Source organism: Streptococcus mitis (assembly GCF_002096735.1).
GTDB classification, from domain to species: Bacteria; Bacillota; Bacilli; order Lactobacillales; family Streptococcaceae; genus Streptococcus; species Streptococcus mitis_CZ.
In genome coordinates this window covers 80,197-99,313 of record NZ_NCVC01000011.1, presented here as the reverse complement: position 1 = coordinate 99,313, position 19,117 = coordinate 80,197, and the positions used below count along the sequence as shown (strand labels likewise).

Sequence of the window (19,117 nt, the reverse complement as noted above, 5' to 3'; positions counted from 1 at the left end):
TTGAAGAGATTTTTGAAGAGTATAAAAAGCGAGCAAGCCCGCTTTTAATCTATTTTACTAAAGTTTAGTAAGAGTGAACTAGTCAGAACAGATACAGAACTAAAGGCCATGGCTAGACCAGCTAGTTCTGGATTGAGGGCCAGTCCAACACCAGAAAAGACTCCTGCTGCAATCGGAATTCCGGCGACATTGTAGATAAAGGCCCAGAAAAGATTGAGCAGAATTCGATTAAAGGTTTTCTTACTCATGTCAAATGCACGAACCACGCCTAGGAGGTTATTGGTTGTCAACACTAAATCTGCTGACTCGATAGCGATATCCGTTCCAGCTCCCATAGCAATCCCCACATCTGCTACACTAAGGGCAGGAGCGTCATTGATACCATCCCCAACAAAGGCTACTTTGCCAGCCGCTTGTAGTTTATGGATTTCATGAGCTTTTTCTTCTGGCAAGACACCTGCAATGACCTCTTCGATTCCGATTTGATCTGCAATAGCACGCGCCACACCAGCATTGTCTCCTGTCAGCATGACTGTTTTAAGACCTCGTTTTTTCAACTGACTGATGGCAAGCTTAGCATTTTCCTTAGGAATATCTTGCAGAGCAATCAAGCCTTTAATTTCATTGTCAACAGCCAAGAACACAACTGTCTTAGCTTCTTTTTCTAGTTGTTCTAGTTTTTCTTGATAAATGCTAGAAATGTTCATGCCATCCAGCATTTTAGCATTTCCAAGCAGAACTTGTTTTCCATTGATTTGCCCTGAGACACCTTTTCCGTGCAAGGCTTGGAAATTTTCAACAGTTTGAAGCTCAAGTCCAGCTTCACTCGCTCGTTTCACAACGGCTTCAGCCAGTGGGTGTTGAGAAGCTTCTTCCAAGGAAGCTGCCAATCCAAGCACTTCTACTTCGTCGCCGATGATATCTGTGACCACAGGTTTCCCTTCAGTCAAAGTCCCAGTCTTATCAAAGACAATAGTTTGAACTTTTTGGATTTCCTGTAGAACCGTTCCATTTTTGAGGAGAACCCCCATCTTGGCACTGCGACCTGTCCCCACCATAAGGGCCGTTGGTGTTGCAAGTCCTAGTGCACAAGGACAAGCGATAATCAAAACAGCCACCCCATAGAGAAGAGAAGAGACAAAGCTCGCTCCAAGCACGACTACACTATCCCTGAACAAGACAAACCATACCCAAAAGGTCACAATCCCTAAAATGACAACCGCTGGTACAAAAATCCCTGAAATCTTATCCGTCAAATCCTGAATTGGTGCTCGGCTGGTCTGGGCTTTCTTCACAAAGTCCACAATCTGAGCCAAAACTGTCTCTGAACCAACTTTTTCTGCCCTAAAAACAAGTGTTCCACTATTATTGATGGTGGAGCCAATGACAGTATCTCCAACTGTCTTGTCCACAGGCAGACTCTCACCTGTCACCATAGACTCATCAATACTAGAGATACCTTCTACTACGACCCCATCAACCGCAATCTTTTCACCGGGACGCACTCGAATCAGGTCACCTGCCTTGACTTGCTCCAAGGGGACTTGAACATAGCTATCATCACGCAAGACTTCTGCAGTTTTAGCCTGCAAGTCAAGTAATTTCTCCACAGCTTGGGAAGTATTTTTTCGCATTTTTTCCTCAAAAACTGCTCCCAAAAGAACGAAGAAGAGGATAAAACCAGCACTTTCAAAGTAAACAGGAAGTCCAGTAAAGAGGGCAACTAGGCTATAGAGATAGGCCACTAGGGTTCCCAGAGCAACCAAGGTATCCATGTTGGCATTGTGCTTTTTAAAACTAGCCCAAGCACTTTGGATATAAGGACCACCTGCTACTAGCATAATCGGTGTTGTGGCTAAAAAGGTGCCCCAACGCATGACTTGGTGACTAATTCCTCCTGTCGACATTCCAATCATGAGGATTACAAGAGGCACAGTAAAGATACTAGTAATCCAAAAACGCTGTAAAAGTGATAGAGATTTTCGAGTCTTCTCAACTACGGTATAACTTCCCTTTTGCATCTTCATACCACAAGAAAATTCATGTTGACCTAATTCTTGAGGTGTAAAACGAATGACTTTCTCTTCGTCTACGCCGATTGGTTCTAAGATGCCTTCTTCTTCAAACAGAATTTCCTTATAACAGTTTGAAGGTGTCACACGGTGAAAGGTGATCTCAGCAGGAACTCCTTTTTGCAGTTGAATGTGGGCTGGATGGTAGCCTTTGTCTGCCGTGATACGGATTTTTTGAACACCATTTTCAAGATTTGCTTTTATAATTTCAGTCATATCATTCTCCTATTCTACAATCATCTTACCGTGCATCATATTCATGCCACAAGAGAAACCATACTCTCCAGCCTGCTCAGGCGTGATTTCCACTACATACTCTTCGCCCATAGGCAAGTCCGCATGCACTCCAAAATCTGGGAAAACAATCTGATCTAGGCAGGGTGAAGGGTCCTTACGGTCAAAGACGATACGGGCTGGCACTGATTTCTTAAGAATAATCAACTCAGGCGTATATCCCCCTTTGACTTCCACTCGAATCTCTTGGTAGCCCTTTTTTTGCTGGGCCTTTTGTCCAGATTTTTCAGGCTTTTTGAAAAACCAAATCAAGATAAACGCGATAAGGGCAATACAAATAATGGTTACAATACTATTTAACATGACGTCTCCTTTACATACAATTACATTTTACTTCTGTTACAGCGCTTGATTTCTTCTCAGAAATCACAGCTTCTAAGTCTTCCAAGTCAGCCTGAGTAAAATCACATTCAGCAATCAAATCAGCCAACAAGTTCTTAATCCTACGAGAACAAACCTTGTCTTTGATATCTTGGACAAGCAAGTCTCGACTTTGATCCAGAGTTAAAAGGGCTGAATAGACAAAGAACTTGCCTTCTTTTTTCCTTGTCAGACACTCTTTCTCTACCAATCGAGCCAAAAGAGTTTGAATGGTCGACTTGGACCAGTCGAACCGCTCCGCCAGAACCCTGATCAAATCCGTACTGGTCTGCTCTCCTTGCATCCAAATAATCTTCATAACCTGCCATTCTGCATCTGAAATCTGCATAATCACACCTCCTAAATCTACATTTGTCGATTACAGTTATTAGTATACTCCGGAAATCTACATTTGTCAACTATAATTTTTATTATTTTTTCGAAATATAGAATTCTAATCATGTAACGAGAGATTTGCAGTCAAATTTTACTATATAAACTATAAAAATATGCTATACTGAAGAAAAAAGAAAACAACCACTAGGGGTGCGTAAAGCTGAGATTAACGACTGTTAGATCCCTTTGACTCAATCTAGGTAATGCTAGCTGATGGAAGTGGAAATGATGATGAGGACTATCTGGTCTTCTATTTCCTTCCTAAAACAGACTTGCTTGTTCTTAAGAATACAAACTTCAGTTGGTTGGGAGGTTTTAGATGACTTATTTACCCGTTGCTCTGACCATTGCTGGGACAGACCCCAGTGGCGGTGCTGGCATTATGGCTGACTTAAAGTCGTTCCAAGCTAGAGATGTCTATGGAATGGCAGTTGTGACCAGTCTTGTCGCTCAAAATACAAGAGGCGTTCAATTAATCGAGCACGTCTCCAACCAAATGCTGGAAGCTCAATTGGAAAGTGTCTTTTCGGATATCAAGCCTCAGGCTGTAAAAACTGGGATGTTGGCAACTACTGAAATCATGGAGATCATCCAACCCTACCTTAAAAAGCTGGATTGTCCCTATGTGCTGGACCCTGTTATGGTCGCTACAAGTGGGGACACCCTGATAGATACTAGTGCGAGAAGCTACCTAAAAACAAACTTGCTTCCCCTTGCTACCATCATCACCCCCAATCTTCCTGAGGCAGAAGAGATTGTTGGTTTTTCAATCCATGATCCAGAAGACATGCAACGTGCTGGTCGCCTGATTTTAAAAGAATTTGGCCCTCAGTCTGTAGTTATCAAAGGTGGTCATCTTGAAGGTGGTGCCAAGGATTTCCTCTTTACCAAGGAGGAACAATTTGTCTGGGAAAGTCCACGAATTCAAACCTGTCACACCCATGGTACTGGATGTACTTTTGCTGCAGTGATTACGGCTGAACTAGCCAAGGGGAAGACCCTTTATCAGGCAGTCGATAAGGCCAAGGCCTTTATCACAAAAGCCATCCAAGACGCCCCTCAACTCGGTCATGGTTCTGGCCCAGTCAACCATACAAGTTTTAAAGATTAAGAAAAACTCTCTAGTTCCCACTTTAAGGGAATTAGAGAGTTTTTGATTAGGAAATCATGTCATCCAGCTTTGTTAAAAATGCTTGCGTTTTTGCCTCTATATCTTCTGCCTGCATCAAATCACGAACAACGGCTACTCCAGCTATGCCAGTTGCAGCAAGTTGGTCAATATTCTCTGACGTCAAGCCTCCAATAGCAACTACTGGAATGGCGACCATTTGGCAAATGGTTTTCAAGGTTGAAATCAAGGTGATAGGTGCATTTTCTTTGGTAGTTGTCGGGAAAATAGCTCCTGTCCCCAAGTAATCTGCACCCGATGTTTCTGCTTCAAGAGCTCTTTTTACTGTTTTAGCAGTGACACCGAGGATTTTTTCAGGACCCAATACTTGGCGGGCAACCGAAACTGGTAGTTCATCGTCGCCAATATGCAAACCTGCAGCATCGACTGCAAGACAGATATCCAACCGATCATCGATAATCAAGGGCACCTGATAGGCGTCTGTTATTTCCTTGACTTGTTTTGCCAGCTGATAGTATTGGTTGGTGGTGAGATTTTTTTCTCGTAATTGAATGATGGTAACACCTGAACGGCAGGCCGTCTCAACTTTTTCAAGAAAGCTTTCCAAGGAATCTTGGTAGCGATTGGTTACTAGATACAGTCTAAATGCTTCTCTATTCATAAAAGTCTCCTTTGATGGCTTTTAGCCAGTTTTCATCTCTTTTTAGGAGAGAGAGTTGATTGAGAACTTGGTAACGAAAACCTTCCAATCCCATTCCTTGAACAAGAATTCTCTCAGCAGCGATATTGAGATAAGAAACTGCTAGGCAGGAAGCTTCAAAGGCAGTCTTTCCTTGGCTGAGAAAAACGGTTGTCAAGGCTCCAACCAGGTCTCCTGTCCCTGTTATCCAGTCCAATTCTGCACAGCCATTCCTCAATACAGCAACTTGATTTTCTGAAACGATGAGGTCCTTGGGGCCAGTGACTAAAAATGACATACCAGGATAAAGCTGACACCAGTCTTTCAAGACTTGGAGCAAATCCTCAGTTTCTTGATCTTTAGCACTCGCATCGACCCCAACTCCGTGGTGTTTTAAACCAACAAGACTTCGGATTTCCGACATATTTCCTTTAAGGACCGTGGGATTGTATTCTAAAAGATCTGTGACTAGGTCCTTACGAATGGATGAAGCTGCTACGCCAACCGCATCTACTACCATTGGGAGGCCAGCTTGAGCTGCATAAGTAGCTGCCATGCGGATTGCTTTCTCCTTCTCAGCTGACAAATGCCCCAGATTGATAAAGAGAGCTTGGCTTTGTTTGGTAAAATCAAGAACCTCACGGGGATCATCTGCCATGACAGGTTTAGATCCCAGAGCCAAAATTCCATTGGCCAGCATCTCACAGGAAATCTCATTGGTGATGCAGTGAATTAAGGAGCTGGAGGTTAGAGGAAAGGGATTTGTAAATTCCTGCATCAGTCTATCCTTTCTCCAAAGAAATATCCCTGCACTTTTTTAAAGAATTCCTGCTTGATTAAAAATCGAAAGGCAAGAAAAGCTATGGCTGTACCAATCAAGGTTGCTCCAAAAAATCTAGGAGTGTAGATAAACCAGCTAAGCTTGGCCGCAGATCCTGTAAAGAGAACCATGACAGGATAGGAAACAATGGAACCAATAATACCTGTTCCCAAAATCTCTCCGAGAGCAGAAAAGTAAAATTTTCTACCATACTTATAAAAGAGACCTGCTAGAAGGGCTCCAAAAGTCGCTCCTGTGAGAGCTAAAGGCGGAATCCCTTGAGTCGTCATACGGATAAAGGCTGTCACTGTAGCCATAGCCAAGGCATAAACAGGTCCCATCATGATTCCAGCTAGAATATTGACTACACTGGACATCGGTGCCATTCCCTCAATCCGAAAGATAGGCGTAAGGACTACATCAAGGGCAATCATCATGGATAAAATGGTTAATTTGTGAACCTGTAATTGGTGCTTTCTCATATTTCTATTCTTCTCCTGTTTCTAAAGACTGTAAATCGCTTTTCCATGTCTGATGTTGGTAGGCCATTTCCCAAAACTTAGCTTCCATATGAACACTGATGTGGAAGGCATCTAGCATTTTTTTCTTGTCTGTCTCGTCACTTTCTCGATAGAGTTGATTGACCAGAGCCTCTTCCTCTCTAATCTGTTGCTCCAACTCATCCGTAATATAAGTTTCAATCCATTGTTGGTAGAGAGGATTTGGTGATGGTTTAAGATTAAGTGATTTGCCTATATCATGATATAGCCAAGGACAAGGCAGCAAGCTCGCAAAGGCAATACCCAAGTTTGGCTCTGCAAATTGCCGATAAATGTGAGAGATATAATGATAACAAGTTGGAGCGATTGGATGTTGCTCCATTTCCTGGTCGCTGATTTCTAATTCCTTGAAAAATTGTTGGCGGATAAATAACTCACCTTCCACTAGACTCTGAGCATTTTGTTTCAAGAGTCTTCTCATTTCCTCATTCAAAGTCTTATCAGCCAAGAGGTGATAGGCTTCTGAGAAGGCCTTCAAATAGTAGGCATCCTGAATCAAGTAATAGCGAAAGATGGACAGGTCTAAATTTCCCTCTTGCAACTGTAAAACAAAGGGGTGATGAAAGGAAGTCTGCCAAGCTTCCTTGGATAATTCCATCGCAATATCTGTAAATTCCATAATAACTCCTTTATAAAAATAGACTGGTTTGAAGCAATAAAAAGAAAAGCAGGTAGATGAATAGTGTCCTTTGAGGAATATAAAAAGTCCGATAGCGATTCTCCGCCTGTGCATGTTCGTCATATCCATGCGCCGATAGGGCTCTCAGGTAAAGATGGCGCCACCTAAAGACTGTCATCAGAACCTTGCTGTAAATCAAGGGCGACCAAAAATGTAGTTCTTGACCGCGTAATAAGCAAGCTTCCTTGAGGGACTTGATTTCTTGCTGGATAAGGGGGAAGGAATTGAATACCACAATCAAGGCATAGGCCCAAGAGCGTGATAACCCCTTTTGAGCCAAGTACAAGAGAAGCTCTTTTAGGGAAATAGAGGAAACAAAGACAAGACCAATACAAACGGTCACAAAGGCCCTCGTTCCAAGCATGACTGCCTGCGAAGCATCCCCATGTAACTGAACTGCCCAGTAGTTGGCCAAGGATGGCAAAATGGCGAGCAGAATCATCCAAGCCAATACTTTAAATCGCCGGTAATAGAGCATAAAGAGAATGCAAAATGCGACTACCGAGAGATTAAGAGCAATCGAAGGAATGAAAGATGTTTCCAAGGATAAAATCAGCAAGAAGAGACTGATAATCGGTGTCTGGGTTGCTACTTTGACCATACTATCTCACCTCCCCTTGAGTATTGCTACTCTGAGATGTGAGTGGTTTGGTAATTGTCACTTTTTTCACATGACTGAGACCCTGACTAGTCATCTCAATCCAATAATCAACCACAGAGATCAAGGGATCTAAACGATGGCTAATGATCAGAAAACTTCTTCCCTGATTTCTCTCCTCCACAATCCACTTGCAAAAATAATGGCAGGCTCTATCATCCAAACCTGCAAAAGGTTCATCTAGCAAAATCACAGACGCCTTGCTGGTCAAGATGGTCAAGAGCTGAAGAATCTTTTGCTGGCCACCACTTAATTCATAGGGACTCTTATCAAGTGCCTGCTCCAGATCAAAATATTGTAAAGCTTGGAGAATCCGCTGATTTCTTTCAGAGTCTGGACTGTCTAATTGAAGCTCTTCTCGCAGACTGACTCGGATAAACTGTTTCTCAGCTTCCTGAACAACACCCGTCAGGTCACGATACAAACTCTTTTTCTTTTTCAAGACCGAACTCTTCCAAGTAATGCGCCCCTTATACTTTTGAAATTGAAGAATAGACCGAAAGAGGGTTGATTTCCCGACACCATTATCACCCAAGATACAGGAAATTCCTTGGTAGAATGTAAAATTCACAATCGAAAAGAGGGGACGCTTATCCAGCTCACAAATCGTTCGATCCATATGGAACAGTTCCGGGCTAGAAGCAACCTCCTTTGAAGCAACCTGTGTCATCTCAGAGGTAGGGATTTGAAACACTTCCCTTAGTTGTCCATCTCTTAGCTCCACCATATGGTCGATATAGGCTTCATAATCAGATAAATCATGGTCGCACAAAATAACTGTCTTCCCATCAGAAACCAACTCTTTTAGAATCTCCAATATCTCTATCCTACTCTTGCGATCAATGGAAGCGAAGGGCTCATCCAAGAGATAGACCCTAGGATTCATAGCAAAGAGAACAGCCAAAGCAGCCTTTTGCTTTTCCCCACCTGATAAGTGATGAATTGGACGGTGCAAAATCGCCTTGCAGCGACATTGCTGGACAACCTCTGCTATTTTAGAATCAATTTCCTGAACGGGATGCCCAATATTTTCCAAGGTAAAAATCAGCTCCTCAAACAAGTTCTCCATGGTAAATTGATGATTGGGATTTTGAAAGAGAATACCAACCGTCTGGACACGTTCGACGATAGAAAGCTGACTGACCTCGCTCCCATTTATCAGGACTTGACCGCTATAGGGAAGAGAACTGACTTGGGCAATCATTTGAAAGAGACTCGATTTTCCTGAACCACTGCTCCCAACTAACAAGGTAAAGGCTTGCGCATGAAAAGTAAAATCAATCGGTTCTGAAAAAATTGGGGACTGAATCGCTCGTAGTTCCAGCCCCATCTATGCCTTTCCTCCAGCTGCAAACTGATGATAGAGTTTGACAATGGCACGAACCAAGATAGTACAGAAGAAAAAGACAGAAATAAAGCGTACCACTAGCAAGGAAAGTACAAAAGGCACTGAAAAGGCGTAGTAACCTAACTTAATGTATTCATAGACAAAGCTAACAAGCGTAATCCCAATACTATTGGCAGTTAGAGAGAGCCAACTTTCATAGCGATTCTTGGTTACGATAAAACCAAGTTCACTTCCCAAACCTTGAACCAAGCCAGACAAAAGGGCACCTAGACCGAATTGGCTACCATAAAGGACTTCAGCAAGCGCAGCTAGCACTTCTCCAATCGTTGCACTTCCCACTCTTGGAACAAAGATGGCCGCAATGGGCGCAGCCATACACCAGAGACCAAAGAGGATTTCATTGGCAAAGGCCTGCAAGCCAAGAGGGGCTAAAATCAGAGTGAGGATATCAAACAGATAACCTGAACCCACAAAAACGCCACCAAAAAAGATAGACAAGAAAGCAAGTAAGATAACATCTTTTAATTGCCATTTTTTCAACATAAAAAAACTCCTTTTTTAAAGAAAAGTGGGGCATTCAAGGTGAGCTACCTAAATGCTTTGTATCATCTTCATCCAGTTTCGTAAAAGAAAAAACTCTAATTACAGATAGAAATTAGAGTTCAGCTTACAAGATTAGATGGTTAGTTTCTATAAATACAAAACCATTTCACATTTCCCTTCGCCAGTCTTAACTGTATCAGGTTCAATGGGTATCATCTCAGCCTAAAGCACCCCAAATGTCTTTATTATTTAATTATATAAATATTATAACAAACGATTTTTTCCAGTTCAAGAAATTGAACTGGAAATACAGCCTTGCACTCACAAATACAGCAGATCTTTCTTTTGCAAAAAATAAATAACATATTTGATGGATTAGCTATTTGAACTGAATCTGGACATATCTTTTTAGAAAAGGAAAACTTCCACTTACTTAGAATCCAAGGATCGATACCTATTGTTCACTCATTTCTCGAACAGTTTTTTCTATATTTTTTGCATACGATATTGCTGAAATGATTGAAACACCATCCATATTCGTCTTCATAATGTCTTTAATATGTTGCGTCTGTATCCCACCAATTGCAACTAAGGGTATTTGTGGCAATAGTTTTCTCATCAATTTAAGACCTTCATAACCTATAGCGCCACCAGCATCATCCTTTGACTGGGTATCAAATACAGGACCAACACCAACATAATCTACATATTCAACTTTTGATTGTTGAAATTCTTCCTCGTTTTTTATAGAAAGACCAATTATTTTATCTGGCATCAATTTTCTAATTTCATCAACTCCAAGATCATCTTGTCCTACATGTACGCCATCAGCGTCAATTTCCATTGCCAAATCAATATCATCATTAACAATAAACGGAACATTGTATTTTTTACAAAGATCCTGTAGTTTAATTGCTAATTCGACTTTTTCTTTACCTTCTAAGGCTCCCTCACCTTTTTCACGGAATTGAAATAAGGTTATACCACCTTTTAAGGCTTCCTCAACGACCTTATATAGATCTTTACCTTGGCAAGTAGTCGTTCCACAAATAAAATATAGTTTTAGTAATTCTTTATGAAACATCTTACTTCACTCTTTTGAATTCCTTTACATCTTCATCTGTAATCTCATATAAGGCATTTATAAATTCAACTTTAAATGTTCCAGGAAGATGTCCATTGGGACGTTTTTCTGCCATTTCTCCAGCGATATTGTAAACCAACATTGCTGTTTCTAATGATTTCAATTCTTGACCTTTTTCTAGTCCGATAAAGCTTGCTACTACAGCACCTAATAAGCATCCTGTCCCAATAACTTTTGGCATCATGGCACTACCATTATGAATCGTTACCACTTCTCCATTAACAGCAATGGCATCCACTTCACCTGTTACTATTATAGGAATATTGAACTTCTCATTTGCTGCTAGAGCAATTTCGTCAATATTATCTACGCCTACACTATCTACTCCTTTAGAAGCCACATTTATTCCTACTAAAGAAGCAATCTCGCCAGCATTTCCTCTAATCGCTGCTAGTTTATAATTGTTGATTAGATCATCTGCTACTTTTTTTCTATATTCTCCTGCTCCACAGGCTACAGGATCTAAAACAGCTGGGACATTATATTTCTCTGCAATTTTCAGAGCAGCTTGGTATAATTTCCAATTTTCATCTGTCAATGTTCCTATGTTTATTAATAAACCTCCAGCATACTTTAACAAATCCTCTAAATCTGCAGGAAACTCACTCATAGCTGGTGATGCACCCAGTGCTACTAATCCATTTGCTGTGAAATTTTTTACTACATCATTGGTGATGCAAATGACCAAAGGTGCTTTTTCTTTTAATAATTTTAAACTTGTCATATTGAAATCCTTCCTTTTCACTTTATACGATCTACTGATTTCGATTTATCTCTATCTTTCGTTAAGAAATTTTTTTATTTACATTGAATGATTTACCTCATCAAATTTGTAAATATCCTAAACCTTCTCTAGGCGTCATAACCAATATCAAAAAAGTCTAATTCTAAAGCGACCGCTTGATTCCAGCGTTGCTGAAGTTCTGTCAAATCTTCTCGACCTTTTCCGACACGATTGAGTTCGTCAACCAGAAATTGAACCCACTCTGCAAAGAAAGGACCTCTGTGGAGATTGATCCATTCCGAATGAATATAGGCTTCAGGTAGAGCCAAATCTATAGAACCCCAGTCTAAATAGAGACCTTCTGCAATGACCAACATGACCAAAAGATGAGCATAATCTGATGATGACACAGCAGAATACATAAGCTCCTGAAAGGCTTTTGTTACAGGGTGCAAGTTTACTTCTAGATAGTCATTCTCAGATACTTTTAACTCTTTGAAAGCCTTTTGGAAATAACCATCTTCGTCTGCTTCAAGAAAGCCTAGTTGCTTGGCAAAACGAAGCTTGGATTCAAGCTGGTCTGCGTGGGCTACGCAAGCACCCAGCATGGATAAGAAGGCATCAAAGAAGTGATAATCTTGAATCAGATAATCCTTTAAGACCTTATTCTCAATTGTCCCCGCAAAAAGTTCCTTAACAAAACGATGATTAATTGCAGCCTGCCAATCCTTCTGACTGCTTTTTAATAATTCTCCAACAATCAAACCTGGCTCAAATGCATAGTCTTGTGTTTCCATATTTACTTTTCCTCTCTTTACTCGTTCGTAATCAACAAAACATCAAGAAAATTCTAGTTTTACTTGACCTTTTTAAAGAAAATCAAGGGCGTTCAAGAAGAGCTACCTAAATACTTTGTATCACCTTCATCCAGCTTATATAAACAAAAAAACTCCAATTACAATCAAGAATTAGAGTTGACTTACAAGATTAGATCGTTCATTTCGCCATACGAAAAAAACTGTTCACATTTCCCTTCGCCAGTCTTAACTGTATCAGGTTCAATGGGTATCATCTCAGCCTAAAGCACCCCAAATGTCTTTATTATTTAATTACTGCACCAGTATAGCAAAAAATGAAAGCCCTAGCAAGATATTTGATTAGAAAATATATTTGTATAGATTTCAATGGTGATTTATTCTTCCTATAGACGAAGAAAAACCTCCACATCAAGTGGAGGTAATCTCTTTTATCAATACAATTTTAAGTCGCGTGGGTCAACTGGGAAGGTTGGGTTGTATGGGTTATGACGAAGTTTAAAGTGTTTAACATCTTCAATAGTCTGAGTTCCAGACAATTGCATAACTGTCTTCAATTCCGCATTCAAGTGTTCAAAGACTTGACGCACACCAACACTACCGCCGAGAGCCAAGCCATAGATAACCGGGCGACCAATAGCTACCAAGTCTGCTCCTGAAGCCAAGGCTTTAAAGACGTGTTGACCACGACGAATACCTGAGTCAAAGACGATTGGTACGCGTTTATCAACTGCTTCTGCTACTTCTTGAAGTGAGTCAAAGGCAGCTGGTCCACCGTCGATTTGGCGACCACCGTGGTTGGTTACCCAGATACCAGAGGCACCTGCAGCAAGCGAACGTTCAACGTCCTCACGGCATTGTGGTCCTTTAACGTAAACTGGTAATCCTGAATATTCAGCGATAAATTCTACATCACGTGGAGACAAGCGTTGTTTAGCTGATTTGTAAACAAAGTCCATTGATTTTCCAGCACCTTCTGGCAGATATTCTTCAACAATCGGCATGCCAACTGGGAAGACAAAACCATTACGCTTGTCCACCTCACGATTGCCCCCTACAGTAGCATCTGCCGTCAAGACAATCGCTTTATAACCTTCAGCCTTCACACGGTCCATGATGTGGCGGTTAATCCCGTCATCTTTACTAAAGTAAAATTGGAACCAATGAGGTGTCCCTTGAAGGGCTTCCGTAATTTCTGGAAGATCTACAGTAGAGTAAGAGCTAGTTGTGTAAAGAGAACCAAACTCATGCACACCACGCGCAGTCGCCACTTCACCTTGTTCATTTGCCAATTTATGAGCTGCAACAGGCGCCATAATGATTGGTGAAGACAATTTTTCACCTGCAAATTCAATCTCTGTACTTGGATTTTCTACATTGCAAAGCGTATGCGGAACAATGAGCTTGTGGTTAAAGGCACGGATATTCTCACGTAAAGTGAAAGTATCTTCCGCCCCACTAGCGATATAGCCAAATGCTGCTTTAGGAATGACTTGTTGCGCCATTGGCTCCAAATCATAGGTATTGATGAAGTCTACATGACCTTCTGCATTGCTTGTTTTGTATGACATAAAATGCCCTCCTTGATAAGTAAGCGTTTACTTTGTATATTACAAAAAATATTCTAACTCTTTTTTCAAAATTTTTCAAATATTTTGTTTGGAAATTTCATACTTTCAATCATTTTACAGCGATAATTAAAAATGATGAACTTTCTTAAGTTATGGAAATTCAAATAATCTTTTCATTTTCTAATACTTTATCATCAAATTGTTCAGCTAGTATAGTTGCTGAGTGATAAAGTTCCTTTGCTTTATTTTTATCATTTTCAAAATAAAGATAGCACTTAGCTTCAAATACTGAAATTCCAGGTTTATAGACTTGCAACGTTGTTACTGATAAAATTTCATTCATCTTTTTTACTAGAGATATCATATGTTTATAGTCATTATGAACAACATAAACAACCGCTATGGCACAAAGAACTGATAGTAGCTCTACATTATACATTTCATCACTAACTAATTGCTGTTTCAACAACTTAATCCGAAAATCATCTAATGCTCTCTTCTATAAATCAAGTCTTGACATTGCATAGCAAAATAATCAATTAATAGTAAATCATTGAATGTGTAAACTTGCTTTAGTGTTACTTGCTTAAAATAATCATCAAAAATATCTTCAGCGAAACTACCTGTCCCTGTTCTTATCAAGTCTAATATTCTTTCAATCAAGTCTAGACTCAGCAACTCTTCCTCAGAGAGAGCTAGTTCTTTATTTTCAAGAAAAGTATCTATCGGAACTTCTAATCGCTTAGATAAATATTGTAACTTAGTAATTGTTGGCAAGGATTGCCCAAGCTCAGTACGCATCAGCTGTTTGATTATTAAGTCAGCTTCTGTCCACAGACCTCTTCTCTCATCAATTTGTGACGTTCACGTTCCTGTCTTACTCTATGACCAATTTCAGTTTTAATATCTGTTGTCATTCTTACCTCTTAACCACAATCCATAAATTAACATACTTTTAATTCTTCGGCTAAAAATTAACAATAATTCTTTTTCAAATCCGTCATATTATTTTCTAAAACTTGGATGTCTTGGCTGACTTTGAGAATGACAATGCTGCCTTGAATACTGGAGATGACTTGACGGGCCTGCAACTGCGCCCGCTCTTCTGACCAGTCAGCATGCAGGTCTTGCAAGAGGCTGGCTAACTTCTCTGTCCATTGGGTCATAAAATCATTGAGAGGACAGCGGAAGTTCTCATCTTCTGTGGACAATTCCACAATCAGATTACCAATTGGGCAACCATAAAAGACCGTCTGACTTTCATGAAATTGACAAACCCAGTCAATCATATCCGAAAACTTGTCACTGTCAGACTTGTCTGCTTCAAAAATATCTTCAAAAAGCTCTTTTCGCCAATTTGCTAAAATATCTTGAATGACCGTCAAACCAATTTCCTTCTTAGATTTGAAATAATAATAAAGCTGTCCCTTGCCAACATCAGCTGCCTCCATGATGTCACTGATGGAGGTGGCCACATAACCCTTCTGATAAATCAATTCCTCAGCACTTTGTAAAATACGCTCTTTAACGCTCATCTACTCACCTCTCTTTTTTCCTATTATAGCAGATTCAGAGTCTGAGACCAAACAATTGAAACCACCTCCTTTTGCCACTGTTTTATCATTAAAATTTTTTGTTCTGAGCAAATTAATTTACAAATTCAATTTTAGATGTTATTATAATTGTACCGAACGGTCAGTATGTAACTAAAACTACCATTTGGAAAATCATCAAACTAACAGTCTAAATTCCTATTGGCTGTTAATCAAATCATATTAGGAGGAACCTCATGTTCAATCAGAAAAATGTCGCATTTGTTATCACAGACCCGCAAGTTGAATTCTTAAAATCTACTGGTAAAGGATTCGGAGCAACTAAAGATGTTCTTGAAAAAGTTAATACTATTGAAAATCTGACAAAGCTTTTCGCTCTTGCTAAAGAGCGTGGCTACAAGCGTTTTATCTCACCGCACTACTTCTATCCACACGATCACAAGTGGCAATTTAAAGCTGCTGGTGAAACGATGATGATTGAAAACGAAATGTTTTGGCGTGATAGCCAGTATTCAGCAATTCCAGAAGGCTCTGGAGCAGATATGATTGAAGAGATTAAACCATTTTTGGATGAAGATACTATTGTTGTCAACGGACATAAAATCTTTGGCCCAGAAAGCAACGACCTTAACCTTCAACTCCGCAAAAATGGTATCGACACCGTCATCTTGGCTGGTATGAATGCTAATCTCTGCGTGGATTCACACATGCGTGAACTCATAGAATTAGGCTACAATGTCATTGTTGTTAACGATGCTGTCGGTGCTCCAGGTGAAGAAGCCTACCAAGCTGCACTAACAAACTACGGCTACATTGCCAACCAAGTTTTGACAACTGAGGAAGTTATCGCTCAACTTTAGTATTAAAAACAAAATCAGGTAATCCTAGCGACTACCTGATTTTCTATGTTTTAAGCATTTTGCCAATTTTCTTGGTCTTCTTTAAAGCGTTTTAAGAGGTCCAAGCCTTCTGGCGTGATGTAACCTTCTTCTTGGGCTAGGTGGATGAGTTCACTGTAGTTAGAAAGCGTCACAAGTTTGACACCTGCGTCTGAGAAGTTCTTATCTGCTTTTGGCAATTGGTAGCTGAAAATCGCTACAACTCCAAGTACATCTGCTCCTTCTCGCTTAGCTGCGGCTACGGCTTCAAGAACAGAACCTCCTGTTGAAATAAGGTCTTCAACCACTACCATTTTTTGACCTTGATTTACCCGACCTTCTATTTGGTTACCAGCTCCGTGGTCTTTTGGTTTGCTACGGATATAGGCAAATGGTAAGTTCATCTTATCAGCAATGATAGCTCCGTGAGGAATTCCTGCTGTTGCAGTTCCTGCAATCACTTCAACCTCTGGAAAGGCTTCTTTGATAGCATCCACAAAACCATTTTCAATCAAGCTACGAGTTTCTGGATAGGCAAGTGTCACACGGTTATCTGTGTAAATCGGTGACTTGATACCAGATGCCCAAGTGAAAGGCTCCTCTGGTTTGAGGTAAACTGCTTGAATTTTCAAGAGGTGGCTAGCGATATCTTTAGCAAGTGTCATGGTCTTCTCCTTTTATTTTTATAATCTATTTTTTAATTCCAGTCCTGTGTCCATTCATCCTTGATGGCATGATAAGCTGCAACAGGATCTTCAGCTTGGGTAATGGGACGTCCCACTACGATATAGTCACTACCGATTTGATAAGCATCCGCTGGCGTCATGACGCGTTTTTGATCTCCTACTGCAGCACCTGCAGGGCGAATCCCCGGTGTCAGACAGATAAAATCTGGATTGGTGGCCTGCTTGATGAGTTGTACTTCCTGAGCCGAGCAAACGACACCATCCAAGCCAGCTTCAGCTGTCTTCTTGGCATAGTGAATCACAGACTCTTGCAGACTGGTTTGAATATTTTGAAAATCCTGCATCTGAGCTTCTGATGTTGAGGTCAGCTGCGTTACAGCGATCAATTTGGCTTGACTTCCAAGACCTTCACGCGCAGCCTTCATCATCTCTACGCCGCCAGCCGCATGAACATTTGTCATATCCACACCAAGCTGAGATAGGACCTTCATGGCTGACTTGACTGTATTAGGAATGTCATGCAGCTTGAGATCCAAAAAGACACTGTGTCCCAGATCTTTTAAGTAGGATACAATCTCAGGACCCGCTGCGTAATAGAGCTCCATCCCTACCTTGAGATAAAGGCTTTCTTCTGCTGGGAAATGAGCTAAAAATTCCTTGACCGCCTCAAAACTAGGAAAATCAAGAGCAATGACTGGACGATGTTCTCGCATAGGTTTCTCCTTCTACCTTTGCTAGTGAGAGAGTCTGGCCACAAGAAGACACGAAAAAAGGAACCTGCCAACAGCAAGGTTCCACGAAAAATGGGTAGTCTCCACCCTTTCACCGTCTAACCTTAGCTGCCTCTCTGGACTGCTTTAAAGGTTTTTTACTATTCTATTATTTCTACTAACACTTGTCAAGTAAAAACATGTTCACTAAAGAGTTATAGGAGAAAAGCTAAACCTAGCGACGCGATGAACGCTGACTTGTTTGGTTTCGATTGCTCTCTTCCTCCAATTTTTTCTTCTCTTCTTCCAATTTATTCTGCTGTTCTTCCAGCCTTTTCTTCTCTTCCTCTTTCTGTTTCTTCTCAGCTTCCTTGGCCTCTTGTTTGGCTTTTTCCTCAGCCTCCATAATTAATTTATCCGCCACAGTGTAACTGTAAATTCCAGCTTCCATGTCGACCACACTCGGTTCTGACAATTGTGGCTTAATCTTACTATAGTAAGGCAATTTCTTACTCATTTCAGAAAGAGGAACCAAGACTTCGTCCGAATCATTCATGGTCAATCGAATTAGATCTGATGTCACCTTGCTTGGGGCTAGTTCCACCTTCTGAATAGCCGCCTTGAGTTCTGGACTAATTTGAGAAAGTTCTGAGGTAAAGGTCTTGACTTGTTCGCTGTCATTAAAGAGAACTGATAAATAAGTTTCTGGCAGACTCACCAAACTCACCGAACTGGTCTCAAGCTGACCGCTTGAAAGGATTGGATAATGACTTTCTCCAGAAACATAGTAGGCCACAATATCATATTCCTTGACCTTGATTGTAAACTTGGTTGGAAATTGATAAACAAGTTGAGCTGATTCAACCCAATAATTAGACTTAATCTGCTCTTCATATTTTGTCTTATCTAGCAGAAGGTGAATCGTATAATCCGAATCCTGAATGCCTGAAGCCTGTAGAACATCATCATCTGTAGTTTGCACTGTTCCCTCAACACGAATATCCTTCATGGTCGCATAAGGACTGAGCAAGTAGGCAGAGACGACCAATAAAATCAAACTGAGAAACAAAATCGAGATAGCCCGCCAGATATGAACTCCTGGAATTTTCGGTTTGACCGGTTTTTCCTTTACAGGCTTTTTATCTGCCTTTTTATCCCGTTTATCCTCTTTCTCTGTCTTTTTAGACTTTTGTTCTTCTTTAGATACTTCTTTTTTGACGTCTTCTGACTCTTCTACTTTTTCTTCAGTATCATCCTTAGCTGATTTTGAGTCTTTTGGATCAGATTCACTCTCTTGGTCCTCGGTTGCATCTGACTTTTCAGATTTTGAAGCCATTCGAGCCTGTCTTTCCTTTTCCTTCTCCTCAGCTAGGGCCGCCTCTTCCTCAGCCTTCTTTTTTAGGTATTCTTGGTTTCGTTTCTGCCATTCTGATAACTCTTTAAATTCTTCGAGGATTTCTTTGCCCTCATTTTTCTTATCTTTTGACATTTACTTTCC

At 40.6% G+C, this 19,117-nt stretch carries 22 protein-coding genes and 3 riboswitches; of the genes, 2 read left to right on the top strand and 20 right to left on the bottom strand.

Going from position 1 to position 19,117, the window contains the following annotated elements; all coding sequences use genetic code 11:
• Positions 1 to 44: 44 nt before the first annotated feature.
• The 3 genes from B7703_RS01770 to B7703_RS01760 are packed head-to-tail and all read right to left on the bottom strand — an operon-like array spanning position 45 to position 3,075.
• A complete protein-coding gene (locus B7703_RS01770; protein WP_084923410.1) occupies positions 45 to 2,288 on the bottom strand; it encodes a heavy metal translocating P-type ATPase in 2,244 nt (747 codons plus the stop codon).
• Positions 2,289 to 2,297: 9 nt separating this feature from the next.
• Complete coding sequence (locus B7703_RS01765) at positions 2,298 to 2,669, bottom strand: cupredoxin domain-containing protein (protein ID WP_000935069.1); 372 nt, start codon at positions 2,667 to 2,669, stop codon at positions 2,298 to 2,300.
• A 10-nt stretch (positions 2,670 to 2,679) separates the two neighbouring features.
• Positions 2,680 to 3,075, bottom strand: coding sequence for a CopY/TcrY family copper transport repressor (locus tag B7703_RS01760; protein ID WP_001167197.1), 396 nt, complete (start codon positions 3,073 to 3,075; stop codon positions 2,680 to 2,682).
• 183 nt (positions 3,076 to 3,258) lie between these two features.
• Positions 3,259 to 3,357, top strand: a riboswitch (TPP riboswitch).
• 84 nt (positions 3,358 to 3,441) lie between these two features.
• Here B7703_RS01760 and thiD point away from each other — a divergent pair.
• A complete protein-coding gene (gene thiD, locus B7703_RS01755; RefSeq protein WP_000221725.1) occupies positions 3,442 to 4,233 on the top strand; it encodes a bifunctional hydroxymethylpyrimidine kinase/phosphomethylpyrimidine kinase in 792 nt (263 codons plus the stop codon).
• A 46-nt stretch (positions 4,234 to 4,279) separates the two neighbouring features.
• Here the strand turns inward: thiD and thiE (B7703_RS01750) are convergent, their stop codons facing one another.
• The 14 genes from thiE (B7703_RS01750) to B7703_RS01680 form a co-directional block, all read right to left on the bottom strand.
• Positions 4,280 to 4,912 carry a thiamine phosphate synthase gene (gene thiE, locus B7703_RS01750; protein WP_001078196.1) on the bottom strand — a complete coding sequence of 211 codons (633 nt, stop codon included), beginning with the start codon at positions 4,910 to 4,912 and terminating at the stop codon, positions 4,280 to 4,282.
• Positions 4,905 to 5,708 carry a hydroxyethylthiazole kinase gene (gene thiM / locus B7703_RS01745; protein WP_001155204.1) on the bottom strand — a complete coding sequence of 268 codons (804 nt, stop codon included), beginning with the start codon at positions 5,706 to 5,708 and terminating at the stop codon, positions 4,905 to 4,907. Before thiM (B7703_RS01745) ends, thiE (B7703_RS01750) begins: the two co-directional genes overlap by 8 nt.
• Positions 5,708 to 6,232 carry an energy coupling factor transporter S component ThiW gene (gene thiW, locus B7703_RS01740; RefSeq protein WP_084923408.1) on the bottom strand — a complete coding sequence of 175 codons (525 nt, stop codon included), beginning with the start codon at positions 6,230 to 6,232 and terminating at the stop codon, positions 5,708 to 5,710. Before thiW ends, thiM (B7703_RS01745) begins: the two co-directional genes overlap by 1 nt.
• Before the next feature lie 4 nt (positions 6,233 to 6,236).
• Positions 6,237 to 6,929: a thiaminase II gene (gene tenA, locus B7703_RS01735; protein ID WP_004256208.1), complete on the bottom strand. Its 693-nt coding sequence runs from the start codon at positions 6,927 to 6,929 to the stop codon at positions 6,237 to 6,239.
• A gap of 10 nt (positions 6,930 to 6,939) precedes the next feature.
• On the bottom strand, positions 6,940 to 7,590 hold the full coding sequence (locus tag B7703_RS01730; RefSeq protein ID WP_000241384.1) for an energy-coupling factor transporter transmembrane component T: 651 nt from the start codon (positions 7,588 to 7,590) through the stop codon (positions 6,940 to 6,942).
• Between the two features lies 1 nt (position 7,591).
• Positions 7,592 to 8,977, bottom strand: a complete 1,386-nt coding sequence (locus tag B7703_RS01725; protein WP_084923407.1) for an ATP-binding cassette domain-containing protein — start codon at positions 8,975 to 8,977, stop codon at positions 7,592 to 7,594.
• Positions 8,978 to 9,538 carry an ECF transporter S component gene (locus B7703_RS01720; RefSeq protein WP_045607222.1) on the bottom strand — a complete coding sequence of 187 codons (561 nt, stop codon included), beginning with the start codon at positions 9,536 to 9,538 and terminating at the stop codon, positions 8,978 to 8,980.
• A gap of 156 nt (positions 9,539 to 9,694) precedes the next feature.
• Positions 9,695 to 9,783: riboswitch (TPP riboswitch) on the bottom strand.
• 209 nt (positions 9,784 to 9,992) lie between these two features.
• Positions 9,993 to 10,622 (bottom strand): thiamine phosphate synthase, encoded by a 630-nt coding sequence (gene thiE, locus B7703_RS01710; protein ID WP_084923405.1) that lies wholly within the window; start codon positions 10,620 to 10,622, stop codon positions 9,993 to 9,995.
• Between the two features lies 1 nt (position 10,623).
• Complete coding sequence (thiM, locus tag B7703_RS01705; RefSeq protein ID WP_020901937.1) at positions 10,624 to 11,406, bottom strand: hydroxyethylthiazole kinase; 783 nt, start codon at positions 11,404 to 11,406, stop codon at positions 10,624 to 10,626.
• 128 nt (positions 11,407 to 11,534) lie between these two features.
• On the bottom strand, positions 11,535 to 12,203 hold the full coding sequence (locus B7703_RS01700; protein ID WP_084923404.1) for a TenA family protein: 669 nt from the start codon (positions 12,201 to 12,203) through the stop codon (positions 11,535 to 11,537).
• A 215-nt stretch (positions 12,204 to 12,418) separates the two neighbouring features.
• A riboswitch (TPP riboswitch) is annotated at positions 12,419 to 12,507 on the bottom strand.
• A gap of 148 nt (positions 12,508 to 12,655) precedes the next feature.
• Entirely contained in the window at positions 12,656 to 13,792 is a 1,137-nt protein-coding gene (gene lctO, locus B7703_RS01695) for an L-lactate oxidase (RefSeq protein ID WP_000120723.1), read from the bottom strand.
• Between the two features lie 160 nt (positions 13,793 to 13,952).
• Positions 13,953 to 14,258 carry a hypothetical protein gene (locus B7703_RS10145; RefSeq protein ID WP_165442212.1) on the bottom strand — a complete coding sequence of 102 codons (306 nt, stop codon included), beginning with the start codon at positions 14,256 to 14,258 and terminating at the stop codon, positions 13,953 to 13,955.
• A 20-nt stretch (positions 14,259 to 14,278) separates the two neighbouring features.
• Positions 14,279 to 14,593, bottom strand: coding sequence for a hypothetical protein (locus B7703_RS10140; RefSeq protein WP_084923402.1), 315 nt, complete (start codon positions 14,591 to 14,593; stop codon positions 14,279 to 14,281).
• Positions 14,594 to 14,766: 173 nt separating this feature from the next.
• Entirely contained in the window at positions 14,767 to 15,327 is a 561-nt protein-coding gene (locus tag B7703_RS01680; RefSeq protein ID WP_000111607.1) for a TetR/AcrR family transcriptional regulator, read from the bottom strand.
• Positions 15,328 to 15,581: 254 nt separating this feature from the next.
• Between B7703_RS01680 and B7703_RS01675 the strand changes: the two genes are divergently transcribed.
• Positions 15,582 to 16,205: a cysteine hydrolase family protein gene (locus B7703_RS01675; protein ID WP_000483067.1), complete on the top strand. Its 624-nt coding sequence runs from the start codon at positions 15,582 to 15,584 to the stop codon at positions 16,203 to 16,205.
• A gap of 50 nt (positions 16,206 to 16,255) precedes the next feature.
• On the opposite strand, the gene pyrE is transcribed toward B7703_RS01675, so the two are convergent.
• The 3 genes from pyrE to B7703_RS01660 all read right to left on the bottom strand — a co-directional run bounded on the left by pyrE (position 16,256) and on the right by B7703_RS01660 (position 19,108).
• Positions 16,256 to 16,888: an orotate phosphoribosyltransferase gene (gene pyrE, locus B7703_RS01670; protein ID WP_084923400.1), complete on the bottom strand. Its 633-nt coding sequence runs from the start codon at positions 16,886 to 16,888 to the stop codon at positions 16,256 to 16,258.
• A gap of 32 nt (positions 16,889 to 16,920) precedes the next feature.
• A complete protein-coding gene (gene pyrF / locus B7703_RS01665) occupies positions 16,921 to 17,622 on the bottom strand; it encodes an orotidine-5'-phosphate decarboxylase (RefSeq protein ID WP_084923398.1) in 702 nt (233 codons plus the stop codon).
• 232 nt (positions 17,623 to 17,854) lie between these two features.
• Positions 17,855 to 19,108, bottom strand: a complete 1,254-nt coding sequence (locus B7703_RS01660; RefSeq protein ID WP_084923396.1) for a cell division protein FtsQ/DivIB — start codon at positions 19,106 to 19,108, stop codon at positions 17,855 to 17,857.
• Positions 19,109 to 19,117 lie beyond the last annotated feature (9 nt).

What these genes read in the sequence shown, in the direction of transcription:
- B7703_RS01770 (WP_084923410.1), bottom strand. Translation starts at nt 2,288, where the DNA reads ATGACTGAAATTATAAAAGCAAATCTTGAAAATGGTGTTCAAAAAATC.
- B7703_RS01765 (WP_000935069.1), bottom strand. Translation starts at nt 2,669, where the DNA reads ATGTTAAATAGTATTGTAACCATTATTTGTATTGCCCTTATCGCGTTT.
- B7703_RS01760 (WP_001167197.1), bottom strand. Translation starts at nt 3,075, where the DNA reads ATGCAGATTTCAGATGCAGAATGGCAGGTTATGAAGATTATTTGGATG.
- thiD (WP_000221725.1), top strand. Translation starts at nt 3,442, where the DNA reads ATGACTTATTTACCCGTTGCTCTGACCATTGCTGGGACAGACCCCAGT.
- thiE (WP_001078196.1), bottom strand. Translation starts at nt 4,912, where the DNA reads ATGAATAGAGAAGCATTTAGACTGTATCTAGTAACCAATCGCTACCAA.
- thiM (WP_001155204.1), bottom strand. Translation starts at nt 5,708, where the DNA reads ATGCAGGAATTTACAAATCCCTTTCCTCTAACCTCCAGCTCCTTAATT.
- thiW (WP_084923408.1), bottom strand. Translation starts at nt 6,232, where the DNA reads ATGAGAAAGCACCAATTACAGGTTCACAAATTAACCATTTTATCCATG.
- tenA (WP_004256208.1), bottom strand. Translation starts at nt 6,929, where the DNA reads ATGGAATTTACAGATATTGCGATGGAATTATCCAAGGAAGCTTGGCAG.
- B7703_RS01730 (WP_000241384.1), bottom strand. Translation starts at nt 7,590, where the DNA reads ATGGTCAAAGTAGCAACCCAGACACCGATTATCAGTCTCTTCTTGCTG.
- B7703_RS01725 (WP_084923407.1), bottom strand. Translation starts at nt 8,977, where the DNA reads ATGGGGCTGGAACTACGAGCGATTCAGTCCCCAATTTTTTCAGAACCG.
- B7703_RS01720 (WP_045607222.1), bottom strand. Translation starts at nt 9,538, where the DNA reads ATGTTGAAAAAATGGCAATTAAAAGATGTTATCTTACTTGCTTTCTTG.
- thiE (WP_084923405.1), bottom strand. Translation starts at nt 10,622, where the DNA reads ATGTTTCATAAAGAATTACTAAAACTATATTTTATTTGTGGAACGACT.
- thiM (WP_020901937.1), bottom strand. Translation starts at nt 11,406, where the DNA reads ATGACAAGTTTAAAATTATTAAAAGAAAAAGCACCTTTGGTCATTTGC.
- B7703_RS01700 (WP_084923404.1), bottom strand. Translation starts at nt 12,203, where the DNA reads ATGGAAACACAAGACTATGCATTTGAGCCAGGTTTGATTGTTGGAGAA.
- lctO (WP_000120723.1), bottom strand. Translation starts at nt 13,792, where the DNA reads ATGTCATACAAAACAAGCAATGCAGAAGGTCATGTAGACTTCATCAAT.
- B7703_RS10140 (WP_084923402.1), bottom strand. Translation starts at nt 14,593, where the DNA reads ATGCGTACTGAGCTTGGGCAATCCTTGCCAACAATTACTAAGTTACAA.
- B7703_RS01680 (WP_000111607.1), bottom strand. Translation starts at nt 15,327, where the DNA reads ATGAGCGTTAAAGAGCGTATTTTACAAAGTGCTGAGGAATTGATTTAT.
- B7703_RS01675 (WP_000483067.1), top strand. Translation starts at nt 15,582, where the DNA reads ATGTTCAATCAGAAAAATGTCGCATTTGTTATCACAGACCCGCAAGTT.
- pyrE (WP_084923400.1), bottom strand. Translation starts at nt 16,888, where the DNA reads ATGACACTTGCTAAAGATATCGCTAGCCACCTCTTGAAAATTCAAGCA.
- pyrF (WP_084923398.1), bottom strand. Translation starts at nt 17,622, where the DNA reads ATGCGAGAACATCGTCCAGTCATTGCTCTTGATTTTCCTAGTTTTGAG.
- B7703_RS01660 (WP_084923396.1), bottom strand. Translation starts at nt 19,108, where the DNA reads ATGTCAAAAGATAAGAAAAATGAGGGCAAAGAAATCCTCGAAGAATTT.